Here is an 18,340-nt window from a genome sequence, read left to right as displayed (position 1 = left end):
TCCAGCTAAGCCGTTGCGCTTCAGCAACGAAAGCAGCCGCCTCAACTCACCCCCAGCGCCCGGTTTCCATCCAGATCAGGAATCGCCGCAGAGGCAGGATCCACACGATCCCCAGCACGAGGTACACCGGTGCCTGCGCCAGCGCCGGCCAGCTCGCGATCCAGGGCGCCAGGAAGCGTGCGATCGCCAGGGCATAGAGCCCCAGCGCGACGATCAGGCCGAGCACGCCCACGGGAATACGCCAGGTCGGCTCTTCGCGCATCTCAGCGGCTTCCTTCGTAGAGGCGGGTAGGGGTGACCACCATGGCCAGGGTGCGGTCATGCGGCTCGTGCGGCAGCGTCTCTGCCAGCTGCACGTCCCAGGCAAGCCCGATCGGCAGCGTGGCCGGATGCGCCGCCAGCCAGCGGTCGTAATGGCCGCCGCCCTGGCCCAGCCGAGCACCGTCCGCGGTGAAGGCGATCAGCGGCATGAACAGCACCTCCGGCACGACCTCCAGGCTTTCCGCTCCGGGCTGGAGCACTCCGAAGGGGCCCGTCTCCAGCGTGGTCTCGTCGAACGGATCGGCCCAGATGTGAAACGCCATGGGCCCGTCGCGATCGCCGAAGCGGGGCAGGGCGACCCGGCGCCCGTTCTCGTGCAGCCAGCGGGCATAGGACAGCGTCGGCGCTTCGTTCGCATGCGGATAGTACAGGCCGACCACCGCTGCCTCGGGGATGGCGCCGGCGACCGGCACGGGCGGGCGCAGGAACAGCAATGCGCGCATGCTCTGCGGCAGCGTGGCGACATGGTCGCGGCGCTGCTCGCGGAAGTGCCTGCGCAGTTCGGCCTTTTCATGGGCGCTTCGGGTCGGGGGTGACGGGTCCACCGTGGGTCGTTTCCTAGAAATCCTCTGACGCCTCGACGTCAGGTGGGAACCGTGTGTGCCGGACCAGGATCCGACCAGGGACAGCCCCCATTGGATTGCTTATAGCCTCAGGGATGTTCGAACGGCACGTGCCGGGCAGATCCCGTCACCGCCCTACTTAGGCGCTCGGAGCGCGATCCTCAAGATGCTGCGCCACTGCTTCGAGACGAACCGCGATCCGCGCGACCCGTTCTTCCAGTGCCGGGTCCGGTTCGGCAGGGACAGGGGCGGGGACAGGCTCGGCGGTGGCAGGCACGCTCGCCAGTGCCTGACGCGCCTCGTGCAGCTCGTCGGCCAGCATCAGCGCGGCATAGAGCAGCATGCGCGGCTCGGTCTGCGTGCGCAGGTTGCCGGTGGAGACCACGGTGTCGATCATCCGGCCCAGGGCGGCGACATGGCCTTCCTCGCCATCGGCACTGGCGACCGTGAAGGCACGTCCGCCGATGGAGAGCACGACGTTGCTCATGCCGATGTCCCCTGATCCGGTCCGCCACGCTCGATCAGCGCGTCGAGACGCGCGATCGAGGCCCGCACGCTCAACCGAAGCGCTTCGTGCCGCGTTTGCAGATCGGCGTCGGCCACGACGGTCTGCCCAGCCGCGGGCGCACCGTCGGTCCGGGCAGCCAGCGCTTCGATCCTGTCCAGGGCGGCCTCGATCTGATCGAGCCGGCCGATGAGTGTTCCCCCATCCATGGCGTTCGTGGCTAGCGCACAATCGCGACGGCACAAGCGTTTGCTGCAAAAAGCTGTGAATGAATGTGCTGTCCGGCCATGCCGCACTGCGGCATCTTGCCGGAGGCGAACTTGACGGACTCGCCCCGAGCCGCGAAGGAGGCGGCGAAATCGAATCGACCGAACACGGGCGTTTCCCCGCGCGGAGTACCAGCATGAGCACCGATCCCACCCGCTTCGCGCCGATGGCGAACGCCATCCGTGCGCTGTCGATGGACGCGGTGCAGGCGGCGAACAGTGGTCACCCGGGCATGCCGATGGGCATGGCCGATGTAGCGACGGTGCTGTTCAGCGAGTTCCTGCGCTTCGATCCCAAGCGGCCCGACTGGGCCGATCGGGACCGCTTCGTGCTCTCGGCCGGCCACGGCTCGATGCTGATCTACTCGCTGCTGTACCTCACCGGCTATGACAGCCCGACGATCGAGGACATCCGCAACTTCCGCCAGATGGGCTCGGTCTGCGCCGGCCACCCCGAGAACTTCCTGATCCCGGGCATCGAGTGCACCACGGGTCCGCTGGGCCAGGGCATGGCGATGGCAGTCGGCATGGCCATTGCCGAGCGTCACCTGAACGCGACCTTCGGCGACGACCTGGTCGATCACAACACCTGGGTGATCGCGGGCGACGGCTGCCTGATGGAGGGCATCAACCACGAGGCGATCGGCCTGGCGGGCACGCTCAAGCTCGGCCGCCTGAAGGTGCTGTGGGACGACAACCGCATCACCATCGACGGCGACACCTCGCTGTCCACCACCGAGGACATCGCCGCCCGCTACAAGGCGTCGGGCTGGGACGTGTTCCATTGCGATGGTCACGACTACGCAGACATCGAGCGCGCGCTTGCGGAAGCCGAATTGTCCGAAAAGCCATCGCTGGTTGCCTGCCGCACGATCATCGGCAAGGGCGCGCCCAACAAGCAGGGCGGGCATGACGTTCACGGCGCCCCGCTCGGCGCTGACGAGATCGCCGCCGCCCGCGCCGGCCTGGGCTGGACGGCAGAGCCTTTCGTGATCCCGGAGGACGTACTGGCCGATTGGCGCGCCGTGGGTGCCAAGGGCGCCGATGCGCGTGCCGAGTGGGAGGCGCGCGTCGCGGCCGATCCGCAGGCACCTGAGTTCCAGCGCCGCATGGCCGGCGATCTGCCGAACGTCGACGCGGCCCGCGCCGCATTGCAGGGCTGGCTCTCCGGCGACGCCAACATCGCCACCCGCAAGGCTTCGGAGAACGTGCTCAACGTGCTGGTTCCGGCGATCCCCGAGTTGATCGGCGGCTCGGCGGACCTCACCGGCTCGAATAACACCAAGGCGAAGAACCAGGCGCCGCTGACCGCCGAGGACTACGCCGGCCGCTACGTCTACTACGGCATCCGCGAGTTCGGCATGGCCGCGGCGATGAACGGCATGGCGCTCCACGGGGGCGTGATCCCCTACGGCGGCACCTTCCTGATCTTCTCCGATTATTGCCGCAATGCGATCCGCCTGTCGGCGCTGCAGCAGACGCGCGTGGTCTACGTGCTGACGCATGATTCCATCGGCTTGGGTGAGGACGGCCCGACGCACCAGCCGGTCGAGCACATCATGTCGATGCGCCTGATCCCGAACCTCAACGTGTTCCGCCCGGCCGATGTGATCGAGACCGCCGAGGCCTGGCAGATCGCGCTCGATACGCCGAACACGCCGTCTGTGCTCGCGCTCAGCCGCCAGAATCTGCCGCAGCTGCGCCACGCCGATCACCCGGCCGGCGAGTTGCCGACCGCGCGCGGGGCCTACCGGCTCCGCAGCGCAAAGGCGGCGCGACGCGTCATCCTGATGGCCACCGGCTCCGAAGTTCAGGTGGCGGTCGAAGTCGCCGAGCGTCTGGAGAGCCAGGGCATCGGCGCCGACGTGATCTCCGCGCCTTGCCTCGACCTCTTCGAGCAGCAGGACGAGGGCTACAAGCGCGAGCTTCTGCCCGATGTCGATCCCTCGCAGATCCTGCGCGTCTCGATCGAGGCGGGCGTGACCTGGGGGTGGGAGCGCTACACCATGGTCAACGGCCTTAACATCGGCATCGACCGTTTCGGTGCATCGGCTCCGGCCAAGGATCTGTTCGCCCGCTTCGGCTTCACCGCGGACTCCATCGTTCCCAAGATTCTGGACAAACTCAGCACGTAAGGAGGGTTTTCTCTATGGCGACCAAGGTTGCGATCAACGGTTTCGGACGTATCGGGCGCAATGTCGCTCGCGCCATCCTGGAGCGTACCGACCACGATCTCGAACTCGTTTCGATCAATGACCTCGCGAGCGCCAAGGCGAACGCCCTCCTGTTCAAGCGTGACTCGGTGCACGGCGCCTTCGAGGGCACCGTCGAAGTCGATGGCGATGACCTGATCATCAACGGCAAGCGCATCAAGGTTACCGCCGAGCGCGATCCGGCGAACCTGCCGCATGCCGCCAACGGCATCGACATCGCGCTGGAGTGCACCGGCTTCTTCACCGACAAGGACAGCGCCTCCAAGCACATCACCGCGGGCGCGAAGCGCGTGCTGATCTCGGCGCCCGCCAAGAACGTCGACCTGACCGTCGTCTATGGCGTCAACCATGACAAGCTGACCGCCGATCACACCGTCGTCTCGAACGCCTCGTGCACCACCAACTGCCTGGCGCCGCTCGCCAAGGTCCTGCACGAGAAGATCGGCATCGAGCGCGGCTTGATGACCACCATCCACTCGTACACCAACGACCAGAAGATCCTGGACCAGATCCATTCCGACCCGCGCCGTGCCCGCGCCGCGGCGATGAACATGATCCCGACCAGCACCGGCGCAGCCGTGGCCGTCGGCCTCGTGCTGCCCGACCTGAAGGGCAAGCTCGACGGCTCGTCGATCCGCGTGCCGACTCCGAACGTCTCGGTCGTCGACCTGACCTTCCAGCCCTCGCGCGATACCACCGCCGAGGAAGTCAACGCGCTGCTCAAGGAAGCGGCCGAGGGCGAACTCAAGGGCGTGCTCGCCTACACCGACGAGCCGCTGGTCTCGATCGACTTCAACCACGATCCGGCATCGTCGACCGTCGACAGCCTGGAAACCGCGGTTCTCGAAGGCAAGCTGGTACGCGTGCTCTCGTGGTACGACAACGAATGGGGCTTCTCCAACCGCATGGTCGACACGGCCGGCGTGATGGGCAAGCTGCTCTAAGCGACGCGAGGGAATGACGGAGGCGGGCAGACTGGGTGGCATCGCGCGGCATGGACGGCCGCGCGGGCCAATCGAGACGGTCGAGCATGTCTCCGTCACCGTCGCGGGGGGGCTGCAGGGCGACTTTCGCGGCGCGGTCAAGCCGGGTGGCAAGGGGCGCCGGCAAGTGTCTCTGATCGAAGCGGAAAGCTGGGCGGCGGCAATGGCCGAGCTCCAGCTTCATGGCGACGATCCGCCGCCCTGGCACTCGCGCCGGGCCAACCTCCTCATCGAAGGGCTGCGCCTGCCGCGCGAGGAAGGCTTTGTCCTCGCGATCGGAGCCAGCCTGCGCATCTTGGTCACGCAGGAATGCGATCCATGCAGCCGCATGGAGGAGCTTCTGCCCGGCCTCAAGGCAGCGCTGCTGCCGGACTGGCGCGGCGGCGTGCTCGGCAAAGTGTTAACGGACGGCGAGATCGCCGTGGGCGATGAAATAAGGATCGAAAGATGAGCGCTTTCAAGACCCTGGACGATCTTCCCGATGTAAACGGCAAAGTCGCGCTCGTTCGTGTCGACCTCAACCTGCCGATGCAGGACGGTGCCGTGACGGACGATACCCGCATCCGCGCCGCGGCGCCGACGGTGCTGGAACTGGCGGGGAAGGGCGCCAAGGTCCTGCTGCTGGCCCACTTCGGCCGCCCCAAGGGCGAGCGCAGCTCCACCCAGTCGCTGTCGATGGTGGTCGGCGCGGTCGAGCAGGTGTTCGGCAAGGAAGTGATGTTCGTGCCGGAGATCGCCGGGCCGGTCGTCGCGCAGTCGGTGGGCATCCTGCGGCCAGGTGACATCGCGATCCTGGAGAACACCAGGTTCTGGAAGGGCGAAGAGAAGAACGATCCCGAACTGGCGCAGGCGATCGCCGCCAACGCCGACTTCTACGTGAACGATGCCTTCTCGGCTGCGCACCGCGCACATGCGACCACGGAAGGCCTCGCCAAAGTGCTGCCCGCCTATGCCGGGCGGTCGATGGAAGCCGAGCTGAAGGCGCTCGACAAGGCGCTGGGCAAGCCGGTCAAGCCGGTCGCCGCGGTCGTCGGCGGCGCTAAGGTTTCATCCAAGCTGGACGTGCTGACGCACCTCGTCACCCAGGTCGATCACTTGATCATCGGCGGCGGCATGGCCAACACCTTCCTCGCCGCCAAGGGCGTGGACGTGGGCAAGTCGCTTTGCGAGCATGACCTCGCCGACACCGCCAACCAGATCCTGGAGGCTGCCGAAAAGGCAGGCTGCACCGTGCACCTGCCTTACGAGGTGGTCGTCTCCAAGGAGTTCGCCGCCAATCCGCCGAGCTTGCGCACCTGCAACGTGCACGAAGTCGCGGCCGACGAGATGATCCTCGATGCCGGCCCCTCGGCCACCGAGGCTCTGGGCGACGTGCTCAAGACCTGCCGCACGCTGATCTGGAACGGTCCGCTGGGCGCTTTCGAGATGGCGCCGTTCGATGCTGCCACGGTTGCCCTGGCCAAGACCGCTGCGGCGCTCACCCGCGAGGGATCGCTGACGTCGGTCGCCGGCGGTGGCGACACCGTTGCGGCTCTGAACCATGCGGGTGTTGCGCAGGATTTCTCTTACATTTCAACCGCTGGCGGCGCGTTCCTAGAATGGATGGAAGGCAAGGAGCTGCCCGGCGTGGCGGCTCTGGAGGCCTGAGCAGGGCTCATCGCCGTCAAGGCGGGCCCAAACGTTGCTATGAAGTGGGTGAGCAACTACCCGTCGTATCGGGCTTGATCCTGGGGATTACTGTTCGTCGCTGACGGTGCAATGGAAAGCGGGATCCCGGGTCAAAGCCCCGGGACGACGTAGTCGGTGCACCTGGTCGCGATTTCAGCCCGGAGCCATTCCCACGCTGTGCACGTCGCCAGGAATGGCTCGTGACCCTCAAAGAGGCTAGGCTTGCCCCGAGGATGATCAAGGCACTCCCCGAAGCGCTCCCGCGAGCGGATGGCCGTCCACCGGCGCGGTATGTCACTCTGGACGGCATGCGCGGTGTTGCGGCGATCGCCGTTGCGCTGTTCCACTTCGACATCTACCTGATGCCGCACGGCTACGTCGCGGTGGACTTCTTCTTCGTCCTCTCCGGCTTCGTGCTCTACCGCAGCTATCTGCCCCGCTTTCGCGAGGGGCTGGGTATCGGTCGCTTCATGGCGCAACGGCTGGCGCGGCTCTATCCGCTGTTTCTGCTCGGGCTCATGCTTGGCCTGGCGCTGGCACTGCAGCAGATCCTGGTCGACGATCCGCATGCACCCGCTTCGGCCAAGCTGGCCACGACCATGCTGTTCAACGGCCTGATGCTGCCATCGCCGGCAGGGCTGCCGTACTACCCGCTGAACGTGCCGTCGTGGTCGCTGTTCTTCGAGATCGTGGCAAATCTCGCGCTGATCGTGCTGATCTTTCGCCTCCCGCGCCTGGCGCTCGTGGCGATCTGCGTGGTCTCGGCGATGGGCATGGCGCCGATCATCCTCGACAATGGATCGGGCAACATCGGCGCGCTTTGGGGCGAGCACGGCATCGCCTTCATGCGCACCGCGTTCTCGTTCACGCTCGGCGTGATCATCGCCATGCTGCCCGACTGGCGGCGTGCTGCGGAGTCCGAGACGCCGCGTGCCTCCGGCTGGCTGGGCGTTGCCTGCATCGCCGCCATCGGCGTGCTGCTGGCGCTGCCGGTGCCCAAGGCTTGGATCGCCGGCTACGATCTGGCGATCATCCTCGTCTTCTCGCCGGTGCTGGTCTACCTGGGCAGCCGGACCGAGCCGGTGCGCTTTGCAGCGCCGGCCGCGGCTTTCGTCGGCGAGGTATCCTACGCGCTCTACGCGGTGCACTGGTCCTTCATCGAGCCCATGCGCGCGGCGGTGCGCTACTTGCGGATCTCGCCCCTGCCGGCGGCGACGCTGTTCCTGGCGATCATGCTGACCGCGGCGTGGGCGGCCGTGCGGTGGTACGACCTGCCGCTGCGTCGCCGGCTCACCGCCATGCTGCGGCGAGAGGCCCGGGGCGCGCGTCCACTCGGCGCCTGAACATCCAACTACAACGATGCCGCAGTTGCGAAAAACACGGCCTCCATATAGACGAAGACATCCGTTCGCGAATTAACAGGGGAACACCATGCAGACCGCCGACATGACTGCCAAGATGGCCGCAGGCAAAGGTTTCATCGCCGCACTTGACCAGAGCGGCGGTTCGACGCCCAAGGCCTTGAAGGGCTACGGCATCGAAGAGGGTGCATGGAGCGACGAGGCCGGCATGTACGGCCTGATCCACGACATGCGCAGCCGCATCATTTCCTCGCCCGCGTTCACCGGCGAGAAGGTGATCGGCGCGATCCTGTTCGAGCGGACCATGGACGGTCAGGTCGGCGGCGTACCGACCCCTCAGGCGCTGATCGCCAAGGGCGTCGTCCCCTTCATCAAGATCGACAAGGGCCTGGAGGACGAGGCGAACGGCGTCCAGCTGATGAAGCCCATGCCAGAGCTCGATGCCCTGCTGGAGCGGTCGAAGGCGCTGGGCGTATATGGCACCAAGGAGCGCTCGGTGATCAACTCGGCGAACCAGGAAGGCATCGCCGCGATCGTCAAGCAGCAGTTCGAGATCGGCAATCAGGTGCTCAGCCATGGCATGATGCCGATGCTGGAGCCCGAGATCAACATCAAGAGCGAGACCCGCGCGCAGTGCGACGAGATCCTGCTCGCCGAGATCCTGAAGAACCTCGACACCCTGCCCGAGGGCGTGCAGGTCATGCTCAAGCTTTCGCTGCCGGTGAAGCCGGGCACGTTCGACCCGCTGGTCGAGCACCCCAAGGTCCTGCGCGTCGTCGCGCTGTCGGGCGGCTACGAGCGTCCCGAAGCCTGCGTCGAGCTGTCGAAGAACAAGGGCATCATCGCCAGCTTCAGCCGCGCGCTGCTGCAGGACCTGCGTTTCCAGATGACGGATGCCGAGTTCGACAAGTCGCTTGGGCAGGCGATCGACGAGATCTACAAGGGTTCGACCCAGAAGATCGAGGCGACTGCCGCCGCGTGATGGCCCAATGATGGCCCAGGGTACGGTCACGAAGTTCGCGAACCATCGCGGGGTCGTGCCGATGCTCTGGGCCATGGTCATGCTGGCCGGCTGCGAGCTGGTCGGCGTGCACCTGCTGCTCTCGCTCTGGTCGCACCGTGCGGCCTGGGCCATGAGCGTCCTGACTCTGCTTTCCATGGTGTGGCTGATCCGCTGGGTGACCAGCTGGAAGCGTTTGCCGCACGAGCTGCTTAGCGACCATCTGCGCCTGCACATGGGGTCTGTGCGGTCTATCGACATTCCGCTCGACATGATTGCCGATGTGCGCGCCGATGTGTCGGCGGAGCTGCTAAAGGCTCCCGGCACGCGCAACCTGGTGCCGATGGCGCATCCAAATCGACTGATCGAGCTTCGCGCGCCCATGGCCGACCGCAGAGGCACACGCCGGATCGCGGTGCGGTTCGACGATGCGGCGTCGTTCGATGCTGCGCTGCGGGGGATGTCGATCCAGGCGTAGGCGGCCGAGGATGAAGCGTCGCGGCCGCTGACGGAATCACGGCGGTCCGGACTTCCGAAGGATCCTGTCGTCGTGAGGTCATGTGAGGGCTCGCAGCCCCGCGCCGATCCCGTGCGAGGCCGGCAGGGTCCAGGCTGCGCAAGCCGTTTGCGACACGATCCCTGCACGCGCCTGCGTGCCGCGCATCACGGCATGCAATCTGGGCAAGTGCGCGCATCTTGTCCTCGCAAACCGCGCCACCCAGATCACGCAGCCGGGCGGTCCCGCCGCGAAGACCCTACTGACAAGGAGTACCCTGTGTCCTCACCCAAGCTGTTCGAGCCGCTTGCCGTCGGCGGCTTGCCGCTGGCCAACCGCATCGTCATCGCGCCGATGTGCCAGTACTCGGCGGTCGACGGTTGCATGACGGACTGGCACACGATCCACCTCGGTCAGCTCGCGCTCTCCGGTGCGGCACTGCTGACGATCGAGGCGACAGCGGTGGTGCCCGAGGGGCGCATCTCCTACGCCGACGTCGGCTTGTGGGATGACGCGACCGAGGCCGCGATGGGCAAGGTGCTGGAAAGCGTGCGCCGTTATTCCGACATGCCGATCGCAATCCAGCTTGCCCATGCCGGGCGCAAGGCATCGACTGATCTGCCGTGGCTGGGCGGCAAGCAGATCGCGCCAGACCAGGCGAACGGCTGGCAGACACGCGCGCCATCCCCCGTGCCGTTCGAGGCACACGAGCATGCGCCCAGCGAACTGAGCGTCGACGAGATTGCCGAGCTGGTCGAAGCGTTTGCGGAGGCGGCCCGGCGTGCGGCACGTCTCGGTATCGACGCCGTGCAGTTGCACGCGGCACATGGCTACCTCATGCACCAGTTCCTCTCGCCGCTCTCGAACCATCGGACCGACGAGTACGGCGGCAGCCTGGAGAACCGCATGCGCTTCACGCTCGAGGTGTTCGACGCGGTGCGCGCCGCCTTCCCGGCAGACCGACCGGTGACGGTGCGTGTCTCCGGTACGGACTGGGTCGAGGGCGGCTGGACGATCGACGATACCGTCGCGCTGATGCAGGAGGTGGAGCGGCGTGGCTGTGCGGCGGCTCACGTCTCCAGCGGCGGTCTCGACCCGCGTCAGGCGATCCCAGTCGGGCCGAACTACCAGGTGCCGCTCGCTCGAGCCGTGAAGCAGGCGACCGGGATGCCGGTGGTGGCGGTTGGCCTCATCACCGAGTTCGAACAGGCCGAGGCGATCGTCGCCACGGAAGATGCGGACCTGATCGCCCTCGCGCGCACGGTGCTCTACGATCCGCGCTGGCCATGGCACGCCGCGGCGCACCTGGGCGCGCGCGTGAAGGCGCCGCCGCAATACTTGCGCTCGCAGCCGCGTCAGTATCGGGATCTGTTCGAAGCTTGAAGAGTACGCGGTCGGCAAGGAGCCTGACCTGCGTCATCCCGCGTGGAAGCGGCGATCCATCTCCTGAGCTCGCGCAAGCGGGATCACGCGAAGATGGGTTCCCGCTTTTGCGGGAATGACCAAGAAGGAGTGCTTGGGACTTGGAGCTAAGCCGGCATCATAGCGCCGCTACGGACGCCCATGATGCCGACGCGCTGCTCAGGCGGCCAGGCGCCGCACCGCAGGGCGCGAGCGGCCAATCATGTCGATCACGGCGCCGATCTGGGTTTCGTCGAAGCCGGCCTGCTTGGCCTCGCGCAGTGCCGAGGCCGGCACCGTGTAGCCATGATGCCATGCCTGCACGGCGAGGCGGCGCAGCGCCTCCAGGCGCTCGTTGGCCAGCACCGGCGAGGGCGCTTGCGGGCCGAGCATCAGCCTGGCGAGCCATGAACGCTTGCGACGCGGCCGCAGGGTTTCCATGCCATCTTCACGAGCGAGCAGGACAACCCGGCGCTCGAGCGTCGAAAGCGGCTCCGGTGTAATGATTGGCGTCACCTCCGCCACGCGCGGCGCGCCACGCGGGACGGCAAACAGCGCCGAGTGGGCGATCGGCAGGGCAGCCGGAGCGGCGTTTGTGAATTCGATGAAGGCCATGTCTCATGCTCCCTGTAAAAGGCCTCGGTGCGTGCCCCGGCGAATGGGGGGACACAGGCACGCACCGAGGCATCCGCCGGCGCTGGGGGGAAGCGCCGGAAGTGGGTGACACCGAGCCAGGTGATCCGGGGATCGCGTGAGCAACGGCGCTGCGTTCTTTCTATACTAGACGGTATAGAAGCGCTGCGAGTCGCTGTCAACGCGGTTTCTATACCGGCTGGTAAGATAATTGCAAAGTGGCGGAAAATCGCTGCTTGGATGGAATAGCCGGGGCCCAAGCGCACCGACATATGGGTGACCCAGGCGTCGTTAAGAAGCAGGGCGGCCAGGAAAAAAGCGGCGCTCATGCGCGTGGATGAACTCACGCCTGCACCCCAGCGCACGTTGACTTGGGCCAGGGCTTCTCCCAACGTCGCTCTCGATCGCTGACAGCGCGGGAGAGTTCGGCGCGATTCGCTTGCGGATCGCACCGGCGCCGAAGGAGCAACCGCCCCGGAATCTCTCAGGCAAAAGGACCGCGCAGCGTCGATAGCGAGACTCTGGAAAGTGCCCCGTCGCATCGGTGGGGCCGCCGAAGGTGTAACCCCGACCCTGGCCGATCCGGCCGGGAACCGGGGGAAAGCTCTCAGGCTTCCGTGACAGAGGGGGCACCTGTTTGGTGTGCCGAAGCTGTGCGGAGAGTCGTGTCTTGAGCGAACCGGATTCCTACGAAGACGAAGATGCCGTCATCGAGACGCAGCTGCTGCCGCTCGACCCGTGGCACCGCGAACGCGGCGGGCGCATGGTCGCGTTCGCCGGCTACTGGATGCCGGTGCAGTACGAAGGCATCATCGCCGAGCACCTTTGGACGCGCGAGAACGCCGGCCTCTTCGATGTCAGCCACATGGGTCAGCTCGAAGTCTCGGGCGAAGGCGCGGCCGCTGCGCTGGAGGCCTTGCTGCCCGGAGATATCACCGCCTTGAAGCCGGGGCGGCTGCGCTATTCGCTGCTGCTGGACGAGAACGGCGGCGTGCTGGATGACCTGATGGTCACCAATCGTGGCGAAGAAATCTACGTCGTCGTCAACGGCGCGACCAAGTGGGACGACATCGCCCATTTGCGTGAGCACCTGCCCGATGCGATCACCCTCAACCATCTCGACGAGCATGGGCTGCTGGCGCTGCAGGGCCCCAAGGCGGCCGACGCGCTCGCGCGGTTGAACCTGGAGCCAGTGGCCCCCGGCACGCCCTGCCTTGCCGAGCTGACATTCATGCAGGCCGGCGCTTTCCTGTGGGACGGCCGCCCGTTGTGGATCAGCCGTTCCGGTTATACCGGCGAGGACGGCTTCGAGATTTCGGTGCGTGGCGAGCACATCGAGGCTCTGGCCAATGCGCTGTGTGAACAACCCGAGGTAAAGCCGATCGGCCTGGGAGCGCGCGACTCGCTGCGGCTGGAAGCCGGGCTGCCGCTCTATGGCCATGACCTGACGCCCGAAACCGATCCGGTCAGCGCGGGGCTGACGTTCGCGGTGTCCAAGCGCCGGCGCGAGGAGGGCGGATTCGCCGGAGCCGAGCGCGTGCTGGACCTGTTGGCCGGTGGCACCCAGAGCGTGCGTGTCGGCCTGGCGCTGGAGGGCCGGCAGGCGGCTCGCGAAGGCGCGAGCGTATGGTCGGCCGGCCAGCAGGTCGGCATGGTCACGTCGGGCGGCTTCTCGCCCACGCTGCAACGCCCCATCGCAATGGCTTACGTCGAGCGGCCTTGTGCCGCCGAGGGTGCCTCGCTGGAAGTGGAAGTGCGCGGCAAGCGCCTCGCCGCCAGCGTCGTGCCGATGCCATTCGTCCCCCACCGTTATTACCGCTGAGGATTTGATCATGACCCGCTATTTCACCCAGGAACACGAGTGGATCGAAGTCAACGGCGAGGTCGGCACCGTCGGCATTACCGACTATGCGCAAGGCCAGCTGGGTGACATCACCTTCGTCGAACTGCCGGCCGAGGGCGCCACCGTCGGCAAGGGGGACTCGGTCTCCGTCGTGGACTCGGTCAAGGCCGCCTCGGACGTCTACAGCCCGGTGTCGGGCACGGTGACCGAGGCGAACCCGGCGCTGGCCGATGCACCCGAACTGGTCAACTCGGACGCCGAGACCGGCGGCTGGCTGTTCCGCGTGACGCTGAGCGATCCGGCCGAGCTCGAGGCGCTGATGGACGAAGCGGCGTACAAGGACTTCGTCGCGGGGCTTTGACCTCACGATCCTCCCCTGCAAGGGGAGGTGGCAGCGCGCAGCGCTGACGGAGGGGTGTAGCCGGCAGCGTCGCAGATGACGATAGCGGGACACCCCTCCACCCCCGCCTGCGGCGGCGGTCCCCCTCCCCTTGCAGGGGAGGATCCAAGTTTCAATCCGGAGCTCTTTGATGCGCTATCTGCCCCTGACCGCCGATGACCGCACCGCCATGCTGGCGACGATCGGCGCCGCCTCGGTCGACGATCTGTTCACCGACGTACCGCCCGAGGCGCGGCTTCCGGGTCCGGTCGAGGGCTTGCCCGCACATGCCAGCGAGCTCGCGGTCGAGCGGCACATGAGCCGGCTGGCGGCGCAGAACCTTACTGCCGGAAATGCGCCGTTCTTCCTGGGTGCCGGCGCATATCGCCACCACATTCCCGCTTCGGTCGACCACCTGATCCAGCGCGGCGAGTTCCTGACCGCCTACACGCCCTACCAGCCGGAGATCGCGCAAGGCACGCTGCAGGTCCTGTTCGAGTTCCAGACCCAGGTCGCGCGGCTGTTCGGCACCGACATCGCCAATGCCTCGATGTACGATGGTTCGACGGCATGCTGGGAAGCGATCCTGATGGCGGGGCGCATCACGCGGCGGGGCAAGGCGGTGCTCTCGGGCGGGCTCCACCCGCACTACGCGCAAGTCGTGCGCACCATGGCCAAGTTCACCCGCGACGAGATCGATGCACGCCAGCCGCGTCTCGAGCCAGCGCCGGACGACGCTGAGCTGATCGAGGCCATCGATGCGCAGACATCCTGCGTGGTGGTGCAATATCCCGATATCCTCGGCCGCATCCCGGATCTCGCCGGGATCGCCGAAGCGGCGCGTGCCAAGGGCGCGCTGCTGATCGCGGTCGTGACGGAGCCGGTCGCGCTCGGCCTGATCGAGGCGCCGGGGAATCTCGGAGCCGACATCGTCGTGGGCGAAGGACAGTCGCTCGGTGTCGGCCTCCAGTTCGGCGGGCCTTACCTCGGTCTGTTCGGATGTCGTGAGAAGTTCGTGCGGCAGATGCCGGGGCGCCTGTGTGGCGAAACCGTGGACGCGGAGGGCAAGCGGGGCTTCGTGCTCACGCTCTCGACCCGCGAGCAGCACATTCGGCGTGAGAAGGCGACGAGCAATATCTGCACGAACTCAGGGCTTTGTGCGCTGGCTTTCAGCATTCACATGACACTTCTAGGCGGCGAGGGATTGGCCAAGCTCGCACGCATCAATCATGCGCGCACGCAGGCGCTGGTGGCACGGCTGACGCAAGTGCCGGGCGTGTCGCTGCTCAACCAGACATACTTCAACGAGGTGACCTTGCTGCTGCCGAGCGATGCGCGCGATGCCGTGCGGGTGCTGGCCGAACGCGGTGTGCTGGGCGGCGTGTCGCTGGGCCGGCTCTATCCCGGGGCGGCAGAGCTCGCGAACGGGCTGCTGGTCACCGCGACCGAAACCGTCACCGACGAGGACATCGAGACTTTCGCCACCGAGCTTGCAGGAGTGCTGGCATGACCACGACCCAGACCGCCGGATGGCGCCCGAGCATGGGCGAGGCCGCCACGAGAGACAAACCTGCAACGGTCAGCGGCGATTACGCGCTGATGCTGGAGGAATGTCTCAGCTTCGAACTGGGTGGTCACGGCAAGTGCGGCGTCGACATGGACGAGCCCGAGCTTGCGCCACTCGCGGGCCTTCCCCTGCGTCAGGCTGCGCCGGACCTGCCGGGGCTGACAGAACCGGAGACGGTCCGCCACTACACCCGGTTGTCGCGCCAGAACTACGCGATCGACCTTGGGCCGTTCCCGCTCGGCTCGTGCACGATGAAGCACAACCCGCGCTTGAACGAAAAGGTCGCACGCCTGCCCGGCTTTGCGGACGTCCATCCGCTCCAGCCGCAAGCGAGCGTGCCCGGGGCTCTGGAGGTGATTGCGCAACTGGCCGACTGGCTGGTCACGCTGACCGGCATGTCTGCGGTCGCGATGTCGCCCAAGGCCGGAGCCCATGGCGAGTTGTGCGGCCTGCTCTGCATCCGCGCCGCAATCGACGCGCGCGGCGAAACTCGCGACGTGGTGCTGGTGCCCGAATCCGCCCACGGTACGAACCCTGCGACCGCTGCCTTCGCGGGCTTCAAGGTCGAGAGCATTCCGGCCACCGCCGCAGGCCGCGTCGACCTCGATGCGCTTAAGGCAAAGCTCGGGCCGAACGTGGCGGGAGTGATGATCACCAACCCGAACACCTGCGGTCTGTTCGAGCCCGACATGAAGGCGATCGCCGATGCGGTCCATGCCGCCGGTGGCTACGTCTACTGCGATGGCGCGAACTTCAACGCAGTCGTCGGCAAGGTCCGCCCGGGCGACCTCGGCGTCGATGCCATGCACATCAACCTGCACAAGACCTTCTCGACCCCGCATGGCGGCGGCGGTCCGGGCGCAGGGCCGGTGGTGCTGTCGGAGGCGCTCGCGCCCTTTGCCCCGCTGCCCTTCGTCACCCGCGACGCGCAGGGGCGTATCCACTTGGTCGAGGAAGAGACCGCGGGCGAGGATCACCCGAACAGCTTCGGCCGCATGGTCGCGTTCCACGGTCAGATGGGCATGTTCACCCGGGCGCTGACCTATATCCTCAGCCACGGTGCCGACGGCTTGCGCCAGGTGGCGGAGGATGCGGTGCTGAACGCCAACTACGTCCTGCGCAGCCTGGAGAACGTGCTCCACGCGCCATTCGGCGACAGCGGCCCTTGCATGCACGAGGCATTGTTCAGCGACCGCGGATTTGCGGAGGGCTTCTCCACGCTGGATGTGGCCAAGGGGCTGATCGACGAAGGCTTCCACCCGATGACGGTCTATTTTCCGCTGGTGGTGCACGGTGCCATGCTGGTGGAGCCGACCGAGACGGAGAGCAAGGCGGGCCTGGACCGCTTCATCGCCTCCCTACGGAGCCTGGCGGAGCGGGCGAAGGCCGGGGACGTGAGCCTGCACTCGGCACCGCACTATGCGCCGCGTCGTCGCCTCGACGAGACACTGGCGGCGCGAAAGCCGGTGCTGGTGTGGAAGGGAGAGCCAGCGCCGTCAGGGCAACCCTCGCCGAGCGAAATTGGGGACCGCTGATCGGGTTTGGAGCGCGTTTTCACGCTTGGATCGATGCGCCTGGCATCTGTCGCACTGTCGCGCGTAGATAAGTGTAAACGGCGCAGCTGATCCCGCTCGAGCGGGCGCTTTGCCAACGCCGCTCATCAAGCGGCTGGATGGAAACCGTCCGGCGGTCACCAGGCGCGAAGCCGGTGACCGCCGCAGCGGATTACATCGCCTTGTCGGCAGCCTCGCCAACCGACTCGACGTCGCGGCCAGCACCCTTGACGGTGTTGCAAGCGGTGGCGCCCAGAGCGATGCTGCCGGCGACCAGGGCGAGGACGACTTTCTTCATCATATCATTGATCCTTTCGCATGCGGGGGCAGCACGAGCGATGCTCGGCGCCTGCGCAGCGACAACCTTCGATGATGCGCCATGTTCCCGACATGAATCCCGCTCGGGGATTAATCTTCCTCAAGTGCGGTGGCGGGAGAGATCGCGCGCGCAAGATGGTGTTCGCGCCAGGTGATGATGCTGCCGGCGGCGACGATCAGCGGAGCGCCCATCCAGGTGACGGCTGGCGGCAGGTGATCCCAGATCAGCCAGCCATAGAGTGTCGACCAGACCAGCGCGGTATAGTCCATGACGATCACCGTCGCGACGGCGGCATGGCGCAGCGCGAGCGTGATCAGCAGCTGTGCACCGGTGCCGCTCAGGCCGATGAGGAGCAGGATCAGCCACTGCCAGGCATCGTGGGGCGCCGCATAAACCGGCATCAGGATCGCCGTGAACGCGGCGCCATAGAGCGCGAACCAGAACACGCATGTGACCGGCGCCTCGGTGCGCGAAAGGTCGCGGATCTGGAAGCTCACCGCCGCCACGATGAGCCCGGCGCCAAGTCCTGCGGCGACGCCGAGGGGGTCGACCGGCGCGTGCCCCGGCTGCGCCACGATCACCACCCCGGCGAAGCCCAGCCCGACGGCCGTCCAGCGCCAGCGCCCGACATGCTCGCGCAGGACGACGGCGGTGATCAGCACTGCGAACAGCGGCGTGGTGAAGCCCAGCGTCGTGGCCTCGGCCAGGGGCAGCAGCATCGCGGCCGAGACGTTGCACAACAGTCCGAACGTTCCGGTCGCGGCCCGACGCGCGTGACTCGCCATGCGACGGGTGCGCAGGAGGCCGAGGTTGCCCGTGAGCGCCAGCCCGAGCAGGAGCGTCGGTATCGTCACCGCCTGGCGCCAGAACATCACTTCTGGCGCAGAAACGCCGCTTTCGCCTGCAAGCTTTACGAGCATGAACATCGTCGAGAGCAGCAGCATGGCGCAAGCGCGCATCATCAGGCCAAGCAGGGGGCGTTCGGGGCGATCGGTCACCGCAAGGCGCTTTAACTACGCGCCGGATCGAGGCAAGGGCGCGCGCATGGACAACTCCGCCATGTGGATGGCCGCGGCCGGTGGGCTGGCGGTCCTGATCGCCGCCATCGCCTGGTGGCGCGACCGCGCCCGCATGGCGCGCAGTCAGCTCGACCAGGTCGGCTTCATGCCGTGGACAGGGGTGTTCTTCTGGTCGACGATGCTGGCCCTGCTGCTGCTGGGAGGCGCGGCGAAGGCTTGGTTGTAGGGCAGGCGCCGGCCCTGACCGGCA

The 18,340-nt window shown here is 66.8% G+C and carries 20 protein-coding genes and 2 riboswitches; of the genes, 13 read left to right on the top strand and 7 right to left on the bottom strand.

Features of this window, described 5'->3' with window-relative positions; genetic code table 11:
* Positions 1-46: 46 nt before the first annotated feature.
* The 4 genes from HNO88_RS11900 to HNO88_RS11885 form a co-directional block, all read right to left on the bottom strand.
* Positions 47-262, bottom strand: coding sequence for a DUF2842 domain-containing protein (locus HNO88_RS11900; RefSeq protein WP_184245382.1), 216 nt, complete (start codon positions 260-262; stop codon positions 47-49).
* A gap of 1 nt (position 263) precedes the next feature.
* A complete protein-coding gene (locus tag HNO88_RS11895; RefSeq protein ID WP_312857065.1) occupies positions 264-866 on the bottom strand; it encodes a 5-formyltetrahydrofolate cyclo-ligase in 603 nt (200 codons plus the stop codon).
* Positions 867-1,023: 157 nt separating this feature from the next.
* Entirely contained in the window at positions 1,024-1,371 is a 348-nt protein-coding gene (locus HNO88_RS11890; RefSeq protein ID WP_184245380.1) for a cell division protein ZapA, read from the bottom strand.
* On the bottom strand, positions 1,368-1,598 hold the full coding sequence (locus HNO88_RS11885; protein ID WP_184245377.1) for a hypothetical protein: 231 nt from the start codon (positions 1,596-1,598) through the stop codon (positions 1,368-1,370). Before HNO88_RS11885 ends, HNO88_RS11890 begins: the two co-directional genes overlap by 4 nt.
* A gap of 194 nt (positions 1,599-1,792) precedes the next feature.
* Here HNO88_RS11885 and tkt point away from each other — a divergent pair, with 194 nt between their 5' ends.
* The 8 genes from tkt (at position 1,793) to HNO88_RS11845 (ending at position 10,759) form a co-directional block, all read left to right on the top strand.
* Positions 1,793-3,790 carry a transketolase gene (gene tkt / locus HNO88_RS11880; RefSeq protein ID WP_184245375.1) on the top strand — a complete coding sequence of 666 codons (1,998 nt, stop codon included), beginning with the start codon at positions 1,793-1,795 and terminating at the stop codon, positions 3,788-3,790.
* A gap of 14 nt (positions 3,791-3,804) precedes the next feature.
* The gene (gene gap / locus HNO88_RS11875) at positions 3,805-4,812 is read left to right on the top strand and encodes a type I glyceraldehyde-3-phosphate dehydrogenase (RefSeq protein ID WP_184245373.1); all 1,008 of its coding nucleotides are present in this window, start codon (positions 3,805-3,807) and stop codon (positions 4,810-4,812) included.
* 13 nt (positions 4,813-4,825) lie between these two features.
* Entirely contained in the window at positions 4,826-5,302 is a 477-nt protein-coding gene (locus HNO88_RS11870) for an MOSC domain-containing protein (protein WP_184245372.1), read from the top strand.
* Positions 5,299-6,498, top strand: coding sequence for a phosphoglycerate kinase (locus tag HNO88_RS11865; RefSeq protein WP_184245370.1), 1,200 nt, complete (start codon positions 5,299-5,301; stop codon positions 6,496-6,498). The genes HNO88_RS11870 and HNO88_RS11865 overlap by 4 nt, the downstream gene beginning before the upstream one ends.
* Before the next feature lie 254 nt (positions 6,499-6,752).
* Entirely contained in the window at positions 6,753-7,862 is a 1,110-nt protein-coding gene (locus HNO88_RS11860) for an acyltransferase family protein (protein WP_184245368.1), read from the top strand.
* Between the two features lie 88 nt (positions 7,863-7,950).
* Entirely contained in the window at positions 7,951-8,862 is a 912-nt protein-coding gene (locus HNO88_RS11855; protein WP_184245365.1) for a fructose bisphosphate aldolase, read from the top strand.
* 10 nt (positions 8,863-8,872) lie between these two features.
* On the top strand, positions 8,873-9,358 hold the full coding sequence (locus HNO88_RS11850; protein WP_184245363.1) for a hypothetical protein: 486 nt from the start codon (positions 8,873-8,875) through the stop codon (positions 9,356-9,358).
* Between the two features lie 297 nt (positions 9,359-9,655).
* Positions 9,656-10,759, top strand: a complete 1,104-nt coding sequence (locus HNO88_RS11845) for an NADH:flavin oxidoreductase/NADH oxidase (protein WP_184245361.1) — start codon at positions 9,656-9,658, stop codon at positions 10,757-10,759.
* A 198-nt stretch (positions 10,760-10,957) separates the two neighbouring features.
* Here HNO88_RS11845 and HNO88_RS11840 read toward each other — a convergent pair whose 3' ends face one another.
* Positions 10,958-11,392, bottom strand: coding sequence for a hypothetical protein (locus tag HNO88_RS11840; RefSeq protein ID WP_184245359.1), 435 nt, complete (start codon positions 11,390-11,392; stop codon positions 10,958-10,960).
* 424 nt (positions 11,393-11,816) lie between these two features.
* A riboswitch (glycine riboswitch) is annotated at positions 11,817-11,920 on the top strand.
* A 1-nt stretch (position 11,921) separates the two neighbouring features.
* Positions 11,922-12,044, top strand: a riboswitch (glycine riboswitch).
* Positions 12,045-12,080: 36 nt separating this feature from the next.
* On the opposite strand from HNO88_RS11840, the gene gcvT reads away from it, so the two are divergent.
* The 4 genes from gcvT (at position 12,081) to gcvPB (ending at position 16,734) form a co-directional block, all read left to right on the top strand.
* Complete coding sequence (gene gcvT / locus HNO88_RS11835; RefSeq protein ID WP_184245357.1) at positions 12,081-13,232, top strand: glycine cleavage system aminomethyltransferase GcvT; 1,152 nt, start codon at positions 12,081-12,083, stop codon at positions 13,230-13,232.
* Positions 13,233-13,242: 10 nt separating this feature from the next.
* Entirely contained in the window at positions 13,243-13,614 is a 372-nt protein-coding gene (gene gcvH, locus HNO88_RS11830) for a glycine cleavage system protein GcvH (protein WP_184245355.1), read from the top strand.
* A 169-nt stretch (positions 13,615-13,783) separates the two neighbouring features.
* A complete protein-coding gene (gene gcvPA, locus HNO88_RS11825; RefSeq protein WP_184245353.1) occupies positions 13,784-15,142 on the top strand; it encodes an aminomethyl-transferring glycine dehydrogenase subunit GcvPA in 1,359 nt (452 codons plus the stop codon).
* Positions 15,139-16,734 carry an aminomethyl-transferring glycine dehydrogenase subunit GcvPB gene (gene gcvPB, locus HNO88_RS11820; protein WP_184245351.1) on the top strand — a complete coding sequence of 532 codons (1,596 nt, stop codon included), beginning with the start codon at positions 15,139-15,141 and terminating at the stop codon, positions 16,732-16,734. Before gcvPA ends, gcvPB begins: the two co-directional genes overlap by 4 nt.
* A gap of 190 nt (positions 16,735-16,924) precedes the next feature.
* Here the strand turns inward: gcvPB and HNO88_RS11815 are convergent, their stop codons facing one another.
* A complete protein-coding gene (locus HNO88_RS11815; RefSeq protein WP_184245349.1) occupies positions 16,925-17,053 on the bottom strand; it encodes an entericidin A/B family lipoprotein in 129 nt (42 codons plus the stop codon).
* A 107-nt stretch (positions 17,054-17,160) separates the two neighbouring features.
* The gene (locus HNO88_RS11810) at positions 17,161-18,069 is read right to left on the bottom strand and encodes a DMT family transporter (RefSeq protein ID WP_312857064.1); all 909 of its coding nucleotides are present in this window, start codon (positions 18,067-18,069) and stop codon (positions 17,161-17,163) included.
* 46 nt (positions 18,070-18,115) lie between these two features.
* Here HNO88_RS11810 and HNO88_RS11805 point away from each other — a divergent pair, with 46 nt between their 5' ends.
* Entirely contained in the window at positions 18,116-18,316 is a 201-nt protein-coding gene (locus tag HNO88_RS11805) for a hypothetical protein (RefSeq protein ID WP_184245346.1), read from the top strand.
* Positions 18,317-18,340 lie beyond the last annotated feature (24 nt).

It is taken from the genome of Novosphingobium chloroacetimidivorans (assembly GCF_014204535.1).
Taxonomy (GTDB): Bacteria; Pseudomonadota; Alphaproteobacteria; order Sphingomonadales; family Sphingomonadaceae; genus Novosphingobium; species Novosphingobium chloroacetimidivorans.
Note: the sequence above shows the minus strand (reverse complement) of the source record. Positions and strands in the feature narration are given on the sequence as shown.

Coding starts and splice junctions, on each gene's coding strand:
- HNO88_RS11890 (WP_184245380.1), bottom strand. CDS start 1,371: ATGAGCAACGTCGTGCTCTCCATCGGCGGACGTGCCTTCACGGTCGCC.
- HNO88_RS11860 (WP_184245368.1), top strand. CDS start 6,753: ATGATCAAGGCACTCCCCGAAGCGCTCCCGCGAGCGGATGGCCGTCCA.
- HNO88_RS11865 (WP_184245370.1), top strand. CDS start 5,299: ATGAGCGCTTTCAAGACCCTGGACGATCTTCCCGATGTAAACGGCAAA.
- HNO88_RS11855 (WP_184245365.1), top strand. CDS start 7,951: ATGCAGACCGCCGACATGACTGCCAAGATGGCCGCAGGCAAAGGTTTC.
- gcvPA (WP_184245353.1), top strand. CDS start 13,784: ATGCGCTATCTGCCCCTGACCGCCGATGACCGCACCGCCATGCTGGCG.
- HNO88_RS11815 (WP_184245349.1), bottom strand. CDS start 17,053: ATGATGAAGAAAGTCGTCCTCGCCCTGGTCGCCGGCAGCATCGCTCTG.
- gcvPB (WP_184245351.1), top strand. CDS start 15,139: ATGACCACGACCCAGACCGCCGGATGGCGCCCGAGCATGGGCGAGGCC.
- tkt (WP_184245375.1), top strand. CDS start 1,793: ATGAGCACCGATCCCACCCGCTTCGCGCCGATGGCGAACGCCATCCGT.
- HNO88_RS11805 (WP_184245346.1), top strand. CDS start 18,116: ATGGACAACTCCGCCATGTGGATGGCCGCGGCCGGTGGGCTGGCGGTC.
- HNO88_RS11870 (WP_184245372.1), top strand. CDS start 4,826: ATGACGGAGGCGGGCAGACTGGGTGGCATCGCGCGGCATGGACGGCCG.
- HNO88_RS11840 (WP_184245359.1), bottom strand. CDS start 11,392: ATGGCCTTCATCGAATTCACAAACGCCGCTCCGGCTGCCCTGCCGATC.
- HNO88_RS11850 (WP_184245363.1), top strand. CDS start 8,873: ATGGCCCAGGGTACGGTCACGAAGTTCGCGAACCATCGCGGGGTCGTG.
- HNO88_RS11885 (WP_184245377.1), bottom strand. CDS start 1,598: ATGGATGGGGGAACACTCATCGGCCGGCTCGATCAGATCGAGGCCGCC.
- gcvH (WP_184245355.1), top strand. CDS start 13,243: ATGACCCGCTATTTCACCCAGGAACACGAGTGGATCGAAGTCAACGGC.
- gap (WP_184245373.1), top strand. CDS start 3,805: ATGGCGACCAAGGTTGCGATCAACGGTTTCGGACGTATCGGGCGCAAT.
- HNO88_RS11900 (WP_184245382.1), bottom strand. CDS start 262: ATGCGCGAAGAGCCGACCTGGCGTATTCCCGTGGGCGTGCTCGGCCTG.